This is a genomic window from Moorena sp. SIOASIH (genome assembly GCF_010671925.1).
Classification (GTDB): domain Bacteria; phylum Cyanobacteriota; class Cyanobacteriia; order Cyanobacteriales; family Coleofasciculaceae; genus Moorena.
The window spans coordinates 1040151-1054699 of sequence record NZ_JAAHIH010000003.1; the positions used below are offsets into that span (position 1 = coordinate 1040151).

At 43.6% G+C, this 14549-nt stretch carries 11 protein-coding genes; 4 read left to right on the forward strand and 7 right to left on the reverse strand.

From position 1 onward, the window contains the following. Window positions 1-5 precede the first annotated feature (5 nt). Window positions 6-1232, reverse strand: a complete 1227-nt coding sequence (locus F6J90_RS19805) for a transposase (RefSeq protein WP_293097120.1) — start codon at window positions 1230-1232, stop codon at window positions 6-8. Window positions 1233-2078: 846 nt separating this feature from the next. On the opposite strand from F6J90_RS19805, the gene F6J90_RS19810 reads away from it, so the two are divergent. Then, the gene (locus F6J90_RS19810; protein ID WP_293097123.1) at window positions 2079-2501 is read left to right on the forward strand and encodes a hypothetical protein; all 423 of its coding nucleotides are present in this window, start codon (window positions 2079-2081) and stop codon (window positions 2499-2501) included. Window positions 2502-2542: 41 nt separating this feature from the next. On the opposite strand, the gene F6J90_RS19815 is transcribed toward F6J90_RS19810, so the two are convergent. From F6J90_RS19815 to F6J90_RS19825, 3 genes are read right to left on the reverse strand one after another with little or no spacing between them, the layout of a single operon-like run. Further along, a complete protein-coding gene (locus F6J90_RS19815) occupies window positions 2543-3733 on the reverse strand; it encodes a TRC40/GET3/ArsA family transport-energizing ATPase (protein WP_293061175.1) in 1191 nt (396 codons plus the stop codon). Window positions 3734-3771: 38 nt separating this feature from the next. Further along, window positions 3772-4212 carry a DUF2358 domain-containing protein gene (locus F6J90_RS19820; protein ID WP_293097125.1) on the reverse strand — a complete coding sequence of 147 codons (441 nt, stop codon included), beginning with the start codon at window positions 4210-4212 and terminating at the stop codon, window positions 3772-3774. Between the two features lie 45 nt (window positions 4213-4257). After that, complete coding sequence (locus tag F6J90_RS19825; protein WP_293097127.1) at window positions 4258-5073, reverse strand: DUF928 domain-containing protein; 816 nt, start codon at window positions 5071-5073, stop codon at window positions 4258-4260. A 225-nt stretch (window positions 5074-5298) separates the two neighbouring features. Here F6J90_RS19825 and F6J90_RS19830 point away from each other — a divergent pair, with 225 nt between their 5' ends. From F6J90_RS19830 to F6J90_RS19840, 3 genes are all read left to right on the forward strand, one after another. Further along, window positions 5299-6990, forward strand: a complete 1692-nt coding sequence (locus F6J90_RS19830; RefSeq protein WP_293097129.1) for a transglutaminase family protein — start codon at window positions 5299-5301, stop codon at window positions 6988-6990. Window positions 6991-7160: 170 nt separating this feature from the next. Then, window positions 7161-7934, forward strand: a complete 774-nt coding sequence (gene hisA, locus F6J90_RS19835) for a 1-(5-phosphoribosyl)-5-[(5-phosphoribosylamino)methylideneamino]imidazole-4-carboxamide isomerase (RefSeq protein WP_071106461.1) — start codon at window positions 7161-7163, stop codon at window positions 7932-7934. Between the two features lie 773 nt (window positions 7935-8707). Further along, on the forward strand, window positions 8708-11023 hold the full coding sequence (locus F6J90_RS19840; protein ID WP_293097133.1) for a polysaccharide biosynthesis tyrosine autokinase: 2316 nt from the start codon (window positions 8708-8710) through the stop codon (window positions 11021-11023). On the opposite strand, the gene F6J90_RS19845 is transcribed toward F6J90_RS19840, so the two are convergent. The 3 genes from F6J90_RS19845 to F6J90_RS19855 all read right to left on the reverse strand — a co-directional run bounded on the left by F6J90_RS19845 (window position 11003) and on the right by F6J90_RS19855 (window position 14461). Continuing rightward, complete coding sequence (locus F6J90_RS19845; RefSeq protein WP_293097135.1) at window positions 11003-11173, reverse strand: hypothetical protein; 171 nt, start codon at window positions 11171-11173, stop codon at window positions 11003-11005. The two genes, F6J90_RS19840 and F6J90_RS19845, sit on opposite strands and share 21 nt — an antisense overlap. A gap of 191 nt (window positions 11174-11364) precedes the next feature. Next, on the reverse strand, window positions 11365-11613 hold the full coding sequence (locus F6J90_RS19850; protein ID WP_137985734.1) for a hypothetical protein: 249 nt from the start codon (window positions 11611-11613) through the stop codon (window positions 11365-11367). 1204 nt (window positions 11614-12817) lie between these two features. Continuing rightward, window positions 12818-14461, reverse strand: a complete 1644-nt coding sequence (locus F6J90_RS19855) for a hypothetical protein (protein ID WP_366513789.1) — start codon at window positions 14459-14461, stop codon at window positions 12818-12820. Window positions 14462-14549: the final 88 nt, after the last annotated feature.

Here is a 14549-nt window from a genome sequence, read left to right on the forward strand (position 1 = left end):
AGCTCCTACACTGACCCGTTGGGTTCAGTGTAGGCTTCCCAACCAATCCGGGTATCCCTTAGGAGGCGCTGGGCTTTAAGAACGGACTGCCCTTCCGCTCTGTTTTTTATATTTATCGCTGCATTATGGTCTCTATCAAGACTGCACCCGCAATCAGGACAATCGTGCCATCTGACATGCAGTTTTTTAGGAACTTTCCTCCCGCAATTGGAACAATTCTGTGAGGTGTTCTGAGCACTTACTGGAATAGCCAACAAGCCAGCATTCAAGGCTTTGCTTGTCAGTATCGTCAGGAAGCTTGACCACCCAGCATCCAACACAGATTTAGCAAATCGGGATTTAGCTAATCCCTTAACATTTAGCTTTTCATGGGCTAATACATCATATTTGGACAACAAGTAATTTGCTGTCTTGAAATGAAAGTATTTTCGCTGATCAGCTACTTTTTTGTGCTGCCTACCAAGTTGCTTAATAGCCTTGATTCTATTGTTACTACCCTTCTTCCGTCGAGATACCCGCTTCTGGATAACCTTTAATCTTTTTTGAGACTTTCGGTAATATTGCGGGATTTTTATTGTCTCCCCTTCGGAAGTAGTCAAGAACTCTTTAAGCCCAACGTCAATACCAACTATTGATTCAGGATTAAGATCAGGCTTAACCTCAGGCACAGTCTTGTCTTCTAGATAGAGCACCAAGTAATAGCCATCACATTTTTTAGTGATAGAAGCCGTCTTGATTTTGAATATATCAGGGATAGGGCGATGCAGGATGACCTTAACTTTCCCTATCTTTGGTAGATTGATCAGATTACCTTCTAAGCACCCTTCTTTCATTTGAGGGTAAGTAAACGTACGGTAGCGATGGCGTTTCTTAAACCTGGGTCTACCGCTACGTTTTCCGTTACTATCTCCTTTGATAAACCTGTCAAAGGCTAACTTTACCCTTTTGACTATGTCTTGAAGTACTTGAGAATGGATGTCCTTATACCAAGGATGGGTATTTTTTAGGCTAGGTAAGGTCTTTTTTTGACTGTAATAATCCGGGTTTTCCCTTAGTTCTGGAAGGTGGCAAACAAGAGGACAAGCGTTGATAGAACAACGATTTTGCTCGTACCAATTGAACCTATCAGCCAACAAGTAGTTATACTGAGCGCATAACATTGACAGCCATTGATCTATTTTAATTGATTGATTTTTGGTTGGTTTTAACTTGTACTGATAAGCTATTCGCATTACTTTTAATCCTGTTTATCGACCCATTACAATGGTAACATACGTACCTGGGGGGGGTAACATGTAAGCTAAAATCCTTACTGGGTAATAAGTTCAGACCATCTGTTACAAAAAGATACATTCTGTTTTGGGCGCTTCATTGGACGTATTTATAAGGTTTTGAACTTGCCATTAAATGAATCGAGAGTTAATTTGGGTCTTTATCTTCCCTGAGTTCATTGGCCTCAAAGGCTTATATAGAAAGCTTTTCAGCCTTGTTGTTACCCCCTCAGCATACGTACAGTCGTGTGGCAAGCCATAATTAAAGATCAAAAATTGACAATTAGAGTTACTGATTTTGAAAAAAAGCAATTAGAACAAGAAGCCCGCGTGGAATGACTCAATATGAACTACTTAGAAGTTTGATAGCTCGCTTCCCGTATCCGTGCATACCCTGTGCAAAATTCATCCCACACTCATGCTGCGCATGTTCGTTGTGGGGCTTCTTTTGCCGCTAGCTAAACTTATAGCCATTAGTGGCGATATGCCCTAGGCATCTGCCCTGTAAGCAATCACTCTCTTGGTGCGCGTTCCCTACCGCTTTGAACCAGCGCGGGGTTCCACCCCATATTTAGTTTGGCTTTCTGATTGGGTGACAACCCAGCTGGATAGAGAAGTACTCGATAGAGAAGTAATAAATGCACTCTGACTAACTCCCTCAGCAACTGACAGAGGATATTCTCTGTCAGTTGCTGGGTTTTTTTGTGTTGATATCAGTTTTTACATTACAGAAGATTTGTGATATAAATATTTATAATATTTAATATAAAGTAACAATCCACTACCTAGAGGCAGGAAAAATTAACTATGGGACTCTTTGGCAATTTGTTCAGCTCTCAGACCAAGTACGTTGATGAGGACAGCCAGGACATGGCACAGTCCATAGAAGCTAACCAGTCCCAAGAGTATTTCTTGGACACAGATCAAGCCAAGACCATGGGAAACATTGACTACATGCGCAGCAGTGTTAAGGTCAAGAAATCCTTTCCCAAGACCAAAACTGCTATTTTAAGCGGTGAAGTGGTAGAGCAGATCTCTGCTACGGATAAAGTCACCCTTTCCCAAAATGAGACACCTATGGCCACGTCTGAGCCTGCTTCCCAGTCTGGAGCTACATCCCAGTCTGCAGCTACATCAGGACAAAACGGTCAGGTAAGCTCTCAACGCCGTCGTCCTGACTCAAGCATGGATCAGTTCCGCAAAATGGCTCAGGATCTAAGAAAGGGTTAATTTACTGCTGTGTAGATTGACTCCAATTCTACAAGGCATGATCAAATCTTAACTGCACCAGTGGCAAATTTGATTTTGAGATAATCCTCTTCCATCTTGGCTCCTGAAGGTTTCAGGGCTGCTAAAGCTTGGGGGAGGACTAAATTGCGCCGATGGTTACCAATGCGAACATTCAATTCATCTCCTGTTTGAGTAAGCTGTATTTTGTCTTTGGGTATACCAGGTAGATAGAGTTCTAGGCTGTACTCATTTTTATGCTGTATTACTCTAATGGTGTTTTCTTGGTAATACACTTGAGTGGGATCTTCTGAACCATAGAGGGTTTCTTTGAGACGCTCCAACGCCTCAATACCGCACATCTCTTGGGAATAGAGGGGAACTTCTTTAATGGGTAAAGGGCGGAAATTGTCGTGAATTTCTTGGCGGTACTGTTGCTGATTTTCTTTCCAGCGTTGGAAAAATGGGTCAGTTACTTGGTCGGGAATAATCCGATTGGCAACAACTAGATCAGTGGCAACGTTGTATAGGCTTAAGTAAGCATGAGCTCGTAAGGACTCCTTAATCACCATTCTCTCAGGATTAGTGACCAGCCGCACTGATGTTTGTTGGTTGTCAGTGAGTACCTTCTCTAGGGCTTCAATTTGTTCATAAAACTCATAGGGAGCATCCATGACCTCTTTATCTGGTAAAGAAAACCCAGCAATGGGTTTGAATAACGGTTCAACCAAAGGTCTCAGAGCAACTGACATACTTTGTAGTGGCTTATAAAAACGGCGCATATACCAGCCACTGACTTCTGGTAAGCTCAGTAACCGTAGCGCAGTACCAGTGGGAGCTGAGTCAATAACCAGAACATCGTACTCGTCTTCATCGTAGTGACGTTTCATGCGGACGAGACCGAAAATTTCATCCATACCAGGAAGAACAGCTAATTCTTCTGCCTGTACCCCATCTAAGCCCCTCGCTTGCAGCACTTGGGTAATGTAACGCTTAACCGCTCCCCAGTTTCCTTCCAATTCCATCAGAGCGTCAAGTTCTGCTCCCCAAAGGTTGGGGCGGACTAATCGGGGGTCGTGACTTAGTTCAATATCAAAACTATCTGCTAGGGAGTGAGCTGGGTCAGTACTCAGAACTAGGGTTTTGTAGCCTAACTCGGCACAACGCAAGCCAGTAGCAGCGGCTACAGAGGTTTTTCCTACTCCTCCTTTACCGGTCATCAAAATTACGCGCATGGTATGCTCCAGCTGTTCTGAGAAAAGTTTACATTTATTTACTTTACATTACTGTACAAAAGCTGCTTAAGTACGTCCAGGCGTGAACAGTCCCAATAATCTATATGAGAAACAATTAATCCCTCAGCATTTAGCTTTAACTCGCTCCAGCCAGGAATAGTAATTCGAGGTTTCCAGGGTAATGGCGTAGTCCAGCTCAGAGTCCAGCGGGTTCTAATTGTATCTCCTGAGTGGGAAATGTGTTGCAAATCTAGATGGGGCTCAAGGAACCAGCGATTGATAAAGGCAATCATTTGTTTGTAACGCTCAAGCCCGCGAAACTGGTTGAGGGGGTCTTTAAAATAGACGTCTGAGGCGTAGATGCTATAAGTTTGGTCAGCTGGGAACCTTTGATAGTCTTGTTCGATAATTTGGGCTATGGACTGACGAATCTCTTGTTGGTCAGGGTCTTCTGTGTTATTATACCGATTTGTATTCATACGTTGTATTCATACAGGTATTAATAACCTAATATATTTCGTTATTTAGTTGTTAGTCCTACTGGCTTGTTCAAACAAGGGTTTTTTGGCAATTGGATCTAACCCGACCGAAGTCAGCAGTTTGTGCAAAGCTTCTTTCAAGTTCTCGTCATTGGGGCTCTGCCTTCGCAACTCTACCAGAGTGGTTAATGTTTCGTACCAAAGCCGATCATTTGCGTAGATTGCAACACGCTGTTGGGGGGTTGCTTGCTTTAGAAGTTGCGCTAGGTTTGGATCTTCTTCAACTCGCTTGACCCCACCATCAATATAGATATTGTTTGACGAGTCACCGGGATCAATCAATCTTACCTGCCAGTGATAGTTCTGATTAACTTCTAAGGGAGGTAGGTTCACAAAGGGAGGAATGGTTATACTCCTAATTCCAGGATCTACAGTATCGGGTAAGGGATACTTGACTGAGTAAAGCTCCTTGCCATCAGCATTTTTAAACACCAAATTTAAGTATAGCCCTGATGCGAATACTATACAGGGCATATACCAAGAGAAAGTGGGGTATTCAGCAAGAGTTGTTCCCATGCCAGAAAGGGGAACCAACGCTACAGGAGGAGTTTTGAGGTCTGATATATAGTAGCAATCCCCCCTAGTTCCTCCAGGACGTCCGAGATCCGAAGGTTCCCCTGTAGGAGGTGGATTATATTCAGATAAATAACTTTCCCAGTGCTTGGGTATCTTCTCAATCAGTTCCCTCCCTAGGGAAAAACTCGCCTGAGCTTGTACCTGGGCTGGAAGATTGACTGCCAGACTGAAAGCCAAAGCAACCATTAAGAGCGTAAATTTTGATGAACGTGTTAACCAAGCCATGATAAAACTATTCCCTGGTAGAGCCAAGTTTCTCTTAAGTAAGCAGGATAAGTGAAAAGTATGGCAGAACAACAGCCCTTCGAGGCACCCGTAACCCCTCTAAGAGGATCAGGTTTTCAGACCTTACCTACGTCATTTTAACAATAACTTCAGGTATTTGATACATCGCCACTATAAGCTTATAATCTTGTCGAAATCTTCATCTGTTCTTCATCTGATTTACTCATGATTCTGAATTCAGCTTCATTTTTTAAAGAGCGACAAAAATTCGACAAAACTATCCGACCAATTGGAGCATCTGCCTTGCAAGGTATAGCATTTTGGAGAGAAAAAATAATTGCTATCGACTCGATAAAGGGCTATCTCATAGAAATTGATCCCTTCACAGATAACACAAGGATTTTGAATCCAGAACGGGACTCAGATTTGGTCGGTGTGACTGGTTTAGCCCTGGCAGGAGAAACCCTATGGTTAACGCTACAATATAGTGTCTATTTTTGCCAGATAAATGATAATTTAACCCTACAACACTTTGTTGATTTGCCTTACACCGCTAACGGAATCGCTGTTAAAGATTCAACTGTTTATGTTACCTGTAAAAAAGTTGGATATATTATTATTTATAGCAGCAATACAGGTCATGAGATTACCCGGTTGCGTTCTCCCGGAGTTGGCATTGAACATATAACAATCCGCGATGAAGAACTGTGGGTATCGGATGACCAAGAACAGACAGTTTACTGTCTTGATCGAGCAACTGGCGAAATTCAGTTCAGTGTACTCACCCCCTTTGAAAATCCTACTGGTTTAGCATTTTGTACTGACCCCCAGACGGGAGACGATACCCTCTATGTTGCTTATGCAACTGAGGAGGCTTACATCCGGGATAACCCTAACGCTGATCCTAATTATGAATTGCAGTATCGCGATCGCACTTTTATTCATCCGTTACACTTTACCTACAATCCGGAAGGTCGCTACGCACTCTCCAATGGCTATTTAATCGAAATGTCCTACGTGGAGGAACTTGATCCCCTCAAGGATATCGAGTTGAATGATTTGGAATGGCGAATTGCCTTGCCATCGGAAACTGACCGACAAAAGGTCTCAAAAGTCGAACCCGTGGGTATACCCTTTACTATAGACGTTCAAGATGGTCAGCAAGTTGCCGTCTTTAAGTTTGACAACCTCAAGCCAGGGGAACGCCATATCTTTGGTTGGAAGGCACTCCTAGAAGTCTGGAGTATCAAGTACCGCCTGACACCACGGGATATGGAGGGGTTGCCTGAGTTAGCGCCAGAATTTGAGAACCGTTATTTGGTTGATGATGACAAGTTAGCCATGGATACAGAAATCATCCGCCGTTCGGCTAAAGAAGCAATTGGTAGCGAAACGAATCTGTTGCGGCAACTCTACAGTATTCGCAATTATGTCTACGACAAACTTTCCTACCACGTGACCCCTAAAATAGATACTCCAGACATTGTGCTACGACGGGGTGTGGGGTCTTGCGGGGAGTATTTGGGAGTATTGCTAGCTTTGGGACGCCTTAATGGTATTGCCTGCCGCACTGTTGGTCGTTACAAATGCCCTCCCCATCCTGACCAAATCGGTATTCCTTTGGTACCAGATTTTAATCATGTTTGGATGGAATTTTATATCCCAGGAATCGGCTGGCTACCTATGGAATCGAGTGCTGATGATACAGTTGAAGGGGGTCCTTATCCCACTCGGTTTTTGATGGGTCTTGCCTGGTACCATATAGAGATCGGTAAAGGAATTAAGTTTGAAATCCTGAAGAGCCAAGGGGTGCCTGTGAAAAAGGAAGATATTTCCATTGGTGAGTTAGCCATTAATCATGTGCGGTTTAAGATTGTGGCAGAATTGCCCAGTGGTAGTGCTTCAATCGAACAATAAGGACTACTGCTGGCAAGGGTAGCCGGAAAGAAGTGGGTTGGAGGGGATCTAAGACCAAATCGAGGACGTAACTCCTAGACTTGGGCTACCCCCGTGATGTCAGAAGCGTACACCATACCTGCTGGGATTGGTGTGCGGTAGTTCACTATAGGTTAGGGGGAAATTGAGTCATGGATGTTATTCCAGCTATAGACTTACTTGAAGAAAAATGTGTGCGATTAGTCCAGGGAGACTACCAGCGTGCGCAAGTATTTAACGATAACCCGGTCGAGGTAGCGAAACAATGGGTTGAACAAGGTGCATCACGGCTGCATGTGGTTGATTTGGATGGTGCAAAACTGGGTAAGCCAGTGAACACTAAAGCAATCGAAGCAATTGTGCAGGCGGTACCTGTGCCAGTGCAAGTCGGTGGTGGATTACGCTCCCGCTCCGGAGTCACTCAACTGTTGACTCTAGGCGTCGATAGAGTCATTATAGGGACGGCAGCGGTGGAAGACCCTTCCCTAGTGGAACAGCTTTGCACTGAATTCCCAGGGAAGATTGTAGTTGGTATTGATGCTCGTCAGGGATGGGTGGCAACTCACGGTTGGTTAGAAACCTCAGAAATTGCAGCTATTGACCTAGCTGAGCAAATGACTCAGCTGGGAGTAACTACGATTATTTACACCGACATTCACCGGGATGGAACTCTGTCTGGACCAAACCTAGACGCTCTCAGAGAACTAGCAAGCCATATCTCGATCCCCGTGATTGCCTCTGGGGGTGTCAGTTCAATCACTGATCTATTGAGTCTACTGACTCTCGAACCTCTAGGGGTTAGGGGTGTAATTGTTGGTCGTGCGCTTTACACCGGAGATATTTCTCTGAAAGAAGCTATTCAAGCAGTCGGTCCTGGAAGGTTACAAGATATCCCTCTAGATATGGGGTTTTCTAGCTTTGCTTGAGGAGTCGTCAATGGAAAAATGGAAAAATGGAAAATTGATCTGATTCGAGCCAAATACCCCATGATCAGTTTTTCATTGTCAGGGGCAATTTATTTTAAGATAATCATTTGTCTAATTGCTTCCTGATTACACTGTAAAAGTTTAGTAAAGAGGGAAAGGGCAAGGAATTCCAACCATTGACCTTTTCCTTTTTATATTTATAACTTAAATTCAAGACCATACTACTAAACTAAATTGCCTTCTTGAAGTGTTATTTAGCTAGGCAGGAGGACAAGGTAATGGGGAGATAGGTAGATAGTGCTACCGTAAGCATATGCGCTACTTGAGGTGCTACTTGAGGTGCTATCAGTGGTCAGCCGTCAGCTAATCAACGGGAGGTAGTCAACAAGGTTACGGGCTGGTACCGCTGGTTGAAAATTCCTGCTCGTTTTGCTGATCTGATCCCGTGCAGTGAAATCGGCTGCTAGTTGATAGTTTATAGCTGATAGCTGATAGCTGACGCCTGAATGCTTACGTGCTACCTATTAATGTAACTTGGTACCAGCAAATATGATTACCCTAACTTAACCATTCCTTCATTTTATCCGGATATTTGATAAGTTTTGCGTAAAATTTTCCAGTTCTAGTGTCAAAAACTAGTTTGTTAACACAAACTAACTACAGAGCTGATGGTTAGTGGCAACTACTGAAGGTATGATAGGGGAGCGATTAGCCATAGGTTCAGTTACTCTTGAACATAACTTAAACCAATAAATAAAAAGGCACATATAGAGATGGGCAATAAATCAGAGCTTTTCCCACAGGGGAATGGTAAATATTTCCACTCACAGCCCGTCATCTACCACACTAGAAACTCAAAATACTATCAGGATGGGCGTAAGCTAGAGGAGATTTGGACGATCATACGGCGTCGCTTTTTAGCGGCTGCTGGTGTAGCAATTACGATAACAGCTAGTATTTTTGTATGGACTTCTAATCAGAAACCTCTGTACGAAGGCAAGTTCCGACTGCGTCTGGAGCCTCTGACAGCACAGGATGATGAAAATCAATCCATACCAGCTTTTGGTCTCATAGACTCTGGGAATTCCAGCTTGGCTTATCAAACCCAAATGCTGGTACTGCGTAGTCATAAACTGATCACTCCCGTGATTGAGGAACTAAATAAGCGCTATGGAAAAACTAGCTACAAGTCTTTAGTCAAAAATAATCACCTGAGGATCAAACACATTGAAGGAACTAGTGTCTTAGAAGTCCGCTACCGTGATAGCGATCCTCAAAAAGTTCACTTTGTTTTAAACCAGCTTGCCGATAATTATATCAAGTACTCCCGCCAACAAGAAGCAAGTTACCATCACAAGGACCTTGAGCTAGCAAATAGAGAGTTGCCTAAAGTACGCCAAGAGGTAGACAGACTCCAGGAAGAACTGCTGAAGTTGGAGCTAGGGTACAAGTTGATCGACTATGATAATCAAAAACAGCAGCTTTCAACTCAGATTAGCCAGATTAAGCAACAGCAATTAGATACTCACATCCAGCTTAAGGAAGCTCAGTCCTTTTACCAGATCATTTCTCAAAAGCTAGGACTGTCATCAAATCAGGTCAAGGACTCTCGCGCCTCGGAGTTAGCTCTGGCTCAAGTGACTTTGGCTGAAAACCCTTACTACCAAAAGATGCTCAACCACCTAGAAGAGGTTGAGGCTGAGATTGCTATCGAGTCAAGCCGCTATACTCCAGACAGTCCCACCATCAAGACCCTCAAGCAGCAACAGTATAATTTCTTATCCCTGTTACGCTCTGAAGCTGAACAGGTACTAGGGATCAAACTAACAGATACAGATGTTCCTAAGATATCACCCAATTCAATTCACCAGCAGCTCACTCAACAACTGGTAGATCAGAGCATCCAAATATCAGTTTTGCAAGCACGACAACAAGCTCTTGCTGAGGAAGAGGAAAGTCTTGAGCAAGACATGAAACAGATGTTGGTGATAGATCCAAAGTACACCAGTTTACGGCAGAAACTTAAAGAGACAACCCAACGATTAGACACTCTGTTGGAGCTTAAGGAAAGCTTCCAGCCTTATTCTTGGGAACTTATTCTCAAACCCAAACAGCCTCAATATCCGATTCCGCAACATCAGGAACTTCAGATTATTTTGGGAGCGATCGCAGGTATATTACTGGGTGCAGGAACAGGGTGGTTGATGGAGCGCTTAGACCATGTGTTCCACTCTCCCGACGAACTTAAACATCGCACCCAATTGCCTCTTCTTGGTGTTATTCCTTACCATCCAGCACTTAAGCCAACCAAGTCATCAACAAGCCGCAAAGGTATACCTTTTGTTCCAAGCTTCCCTAAGAATCAGAAAAATAACTCAACGCCAAAACTGCAGCAAGCTTCTCCCTTTTTAGAGGCGTTCCGGTTCCTCCATCGCAATATCGGCTTACTCGGCTGCGATCAGCCAATCCAATCTATTGTGATTAGCTCAGCTAGACCAGCAGACGGTAAATCTACCGTTGCTGTCCACCTAGCTATAGTGGCTGCTGCTATGGGTCGGCGGGTGCTACTGGTGGATACAGATCTGCGCCGTCCCCGGGTACATAAAATTTTTGGTTTGAACAATCAACTTGGTTTGAGTGACGTCCTTAGTAAGGGGATCAAAGCTAACCGAGCCATCCAGCAAGTGCCCCTGTGGGATCATCTTCATGTGCTAACTGCTGGTTCCCCAGCACATGATCCGATTCGGTTACTATCTGCGCCAAAGATGGGAACTTTGATGGAGCATTTTAATGCTGTTTTTGATTTAGTTATTTATGATACACCTCCCGTGATCGGACTTGCCGATAGCCGCCTTCTAGCAGCTAACACGGATGGTATGGTCTTCGTAGGCAGATTAAACAAGACTGACCGCTCAGTTCTAATGCAAGCGTTGGATGAACTCAAAACCTCTAGGACTAATCTTTTAGGTATTGTTGCTAATGATGTTGAGAACTACGCAACTAGCTCCTATTATCACCATCAGGACTACTATACAACCGATTCAGCAACCATGAAGGTGAAAAAGCTTCTAGATCAGAACATGAGATGATATAGCAATTCTACGACTTGTGAGGTACAAATATCTCGGTTTTAGGGAGCAGGGACTGAGGCCGTAGGCCACGCGGGGCGCGTTCGGAACAGGGAGCAGGTAACAGAGAAGAGGCAAGAGCCAATAGTCAAACAATTCTGTGTACCTCATGAGTCCTAGAAACGCTATATGAAGTCCAGTTAATAACTTTTAATATGGTTGATTGCTTTTTGTTAATGGTTAATGGTCAATTAACCATTAACCATTAACCATTAACCATTAACCATTAACCATTAACCATTAACCATTAACCATTAACCATTAACCATTAACCATTAACCATTAACCATTAACCATTAAAGTTAGTGATCAGTAGCTGGGGATGAAAATACGTATGTTAACAGGACTAGCATCACCCTTGACACCATCAAGGTTAGTGTTAACACCACTAGGGAAACCTGGACAGTTAAGCGTAACCGTTTACCCTTACGATACAAACGTTTATCCGGTACAGGGTCAGCAGTTTTAGAAAAGAGTGTTAATGGTTGATGAGGCTGATAAGGATTCCAGAATACATGGGCACCTAAATTCTGATCGGCACAGGGTTTCATAGTTCAAAACTAGAGGTAGTGTGTTGAGAGCGAACCAGCGTTTACGCCCTGTGGTGTAAACGTTAGTAGTAAAACTGAGATAGTTCCTGTCTCAGTCTTGATAGTGATGCTCAACCCTGTCCAAATTGTTTTGGACGGGCTTGTCGTCTTCAAGCAGGGCTTACGTATTTGTTTTACAAAAGGTATTGCAGGGGGTATGCGCAACCACCGGATGAATGGGGTGGCAGGTTAAAACCGGCTTTTTCTTCCTTTTTTCTGGTACAGTAGAAAGGTGTAATTTGTAGTTAATGACTCAAATAGCGGTGAAAAACCCGCACGGTCAGCAAAAAACTACAAGATACAAACTACAAGATACAAGTAAGCGCAATGTATGTGGCCTTAAGGTCAGCATAGTTGAGCTTGTAGGGCGTTGTTGACTGCTCCCACACCGGAAGATAGCCCAGTTACAGCTACTTTCGGTTGAGTAGCGTGGTTTCAACCCGCTTTAGAACAAGCGCTTAGAATCCCGCCCACTTTAGTGGTGGGAGAAGTCAAAAGTAGTTTTAATCCTTTTATCCCCTATAGCTAGCAGGGCTGTTTCATTCGTTTAGACTCTGGATGAGTAAGGTCAGAGGCAGAGGAGGGGGTAGAGGGGGAGGAAGATGATTTTGTTTGGTTATTTTGTCTTTCTTCCAAGTCCACCTTGTCTTCCTTGTCTTCCTTTTCCTGTATTAGATACAGAGCAATGGTTTAGCCCTGGGATAGGTAGGGTTTTGATGGCTGAATTTGGTAATGCCTGCTACAATAGAAGAATTGACTTTAACAACAATTTAGGGCATCTAATTAAAATCTTGAACCCAGTCGTTTCAGATAAGTTGAGGGGTTTGACCCCCTAATTGATTGAGTTTTGTTTTTTGGGTTCGATTGATTGGGTCAAGAAGGGGATGCGATCGCTTCTTAAAGTGATGATGAAAACCAATAGTTAGTGTCATACCGAGTAACGTTCAGGGCTGGGATCGCATGAATTGCTAGGGTTTCCCAAATTACCCATTACCCATTAAGTAGGTAGGCTAAGTAGATAGGCATGATTCAACCGACTAATGGAACCGAATGATGTCAAGTTTTGTAAAACATCTAGAAATTCAAGCTATGCCCTTGAGCCAGCATGTTTAGATAAATTTGTTTACATATATTTACATAGCTGCCTTGATTTGAGCTTACCTATTTACCCGTTACCAGTTATCGCAATACATTCGGTATCCAAAACCACAACCTTCTCTGTCTCGAAAACAGAACAGGAATCGATTACGTTAACAATTGCCGGAACAATGGCTTGTTTGAGTCGAGCTTGAGCTTCTGCTGCTACTGGTTGATACTGCATAATCCAGCGATTTTCAGATATATATTGCGGATTAAATGCTTCCTTATCTAACAACCAAAAATCCATGTCGTACTGCCTAATAAATTGTTTGACTTCGGCTAAGTTTGGACTGTACTGGGCTTGAATTAAGTCAATCGCTCTGTTGCGAAATTGGTTGTAATAGTTAGTATGATAGGGAATACCATATTCTCTACTGACTAAGATTGACCGTCCAGAAAACGTTGGCAAGAAATCGGCTTCCTTTGATAGTGAGGCAATCAGGATATCGTTTGGTTGTTTAGCAAAGAATTCATATAGGGCATGTTCCCTCCCAACCTCATAGTTGGTTTTGGGGAAATTATGGAAACCAAGAGGAGACAAGATTAGAGCTATTCCTACGAGTGTAACGATGGCTCGTCCCAACACTGGTTTCCCTTGAATTCGAGGGGAGGCTAGCCTCTGGCAAGCTTGAATAATAGCATCAAGTAATAGAGTTATAGCGATCGCAGCAGCTAGGACTAGCACAATTCGCAGACTATGCTTACTGTAACGGCTGGGTAGATGCAGTCGGAACAGGACAGCATGAGCCATAATGAACATGCCAAGGGATACCAGAGCCAGTTGAGTCAGGAGTACCGTTTCCCCTGTGACTTTCTTCACTAACGGTAGCCATGAGGGAAATCGTAGCAGGATAGGCAATAGTAAACCAGCACAGACAGCTATAGGTAAATGCTTTCTTCGGGGAAATACACCACTGCGAGCATCTTCCAACCAGAAATCCCATGGGTTCTGATCGAAAAAGGCGACTCGCCCTCCTGGTTGGAATTCTGGCATGGTTTTGGCTTGCTGTGCGCTGATAATTGGACCATAGTCAGAAGTGCTCAAAGCATAGGGCAACAGGACGATGAATGCCACACCTAACCCAGCTGCACAAAACCAATAGTCATTCTTTTGGGAGGATAGTCTGACTCTACCCTCTCGCCAACGCAACAGTTTCAGTACCAGAACCCCACAACAGAGGAAAACGCACTGAGGATAAAATAAACCCTGGAGGGTGATCACTACGAGACAGGGGATCAATGAGCGCCGTGATAGGTAGTACAAAAATGCTAGCAGCAGGGGATAAATGAAAGCCCTAGGGGTTGCTGATACTAAATCATCCAGCATCCATAGGGTTTGATTTAGGAGCAAAGACGCGATAAATCCTGCGGCTGGGATGGGCAGCATTTGTAGACAAAGCCGGAAACAGTAACTAGTGGTAATCAACCCTAGCACCATGGGTAGTAGTTTATTCAATAAGAGGGGATGAATCCCGACAAATGCTATCAGCCGATAGAGGGTAGTATAGCCAGCGGGTGCTACAGATTGGAAGTAATTGGCAATCAGATCATCGGGAAATAAGCTGGGATCAAAAAACCGTTGCATCCAAAATACATGCTGTCTGGCATCATCTTGTACAATGTATTGATTACTAAAGGCTTCTTCTAGGGCGATCAGGCTGTAAAGCATAGCAAATGCTAGGCTCAAGCTAAACCAAAATATTACTTGGTTTTTAGGGGCATTCGAGGCTGGGGGATTCATACTTTGTTGTGTTTGG

What these genes read in the sequence shown, in the direction of transcription:
- F6J90_RS19820 (WP_293097125.1), bottom strand. Translation starts at nt 4,212, where the DNA reads ATGAATACAAATCGGTATAATAACACAGAAGACCCTGACCAACAAGAG.
- hisA (WP_071106461.1), top strand. Translation starts at nt 7,161, where the DNA reads ATGGATGTTATTCCAGCTATAGACTTACTTGAAGAAAAATGTGTGCGA.
- F6J90_RS19830 (WP_293097129.1), top strand. Translation starts at nt 5,299, where the DNA reads ATGATTCTGAATTCAGCTTCATTTTTTAAAGAGCGACAAAAATTCGAC.
- F6J90_RS19815 (WP_293061175.1), bottom strand. Translation starts at nt 3,733, where the DNA reads ATGCGCGTAATTTTGATGACCGGTAAAGGAGGAGTAGGAAAAACCTCT.
- F6J90_RS19825 (WP_293097127.1), bottom strand. Translation starts at nt 5,073, where the DNA reads ATGGCTTGGTTAACACGTTCATCAAAATTTACGCTCTTAATGGTTGCT.
- F6J90_RS19805 (WP_293097120.1), bottom strand. Translation starts at nt 1,232, where the DNA reads ATGCGAATAGCTTATCAGTACAAGTTAAAACCAACCAAAAATCAATCA.
- F6J90_RS19810 (WP_293097123.1), top strand. Translation starts at nt 2,079, where the DNA reads ATGGGACTCTTTGGCAATTTGTTCAGCTCTCAGACCAAGTACGTTGAT.
- F6J90_RS19855 (WP_366513789.1), bottom strand. Translation starts at nt 14,461, where the DNA reads ATGCTTTACAGCCTGATCGCCCTAGAAGAAGCCTTTAGTAATCAATAC.
- F6J90_RS19850 (WP_137985734.1), bottom strand. Translation starts at nt 11,613, where the DNA reads ATGAAACCCTGTGCCGATCAGAATTTAGGTGCCCATGTATTCTGGAAT.
- F6J90_RS19840 (WP_293097133.1), top strand. Translation starts at nt 8,708, where the DNA reads ATGGGCAATAAATCAGAGCTTTTCCCACAGGGGAATGGTAAATATTTC.
- F6J90_RS19845 (WP_293097135.1), bottom strand. Translation starts at nt 11,173, where the DNA reads ATGAGGTACACAGAATTGTTTGACTATTGGCTCTTGCCTCTTCTCTGT.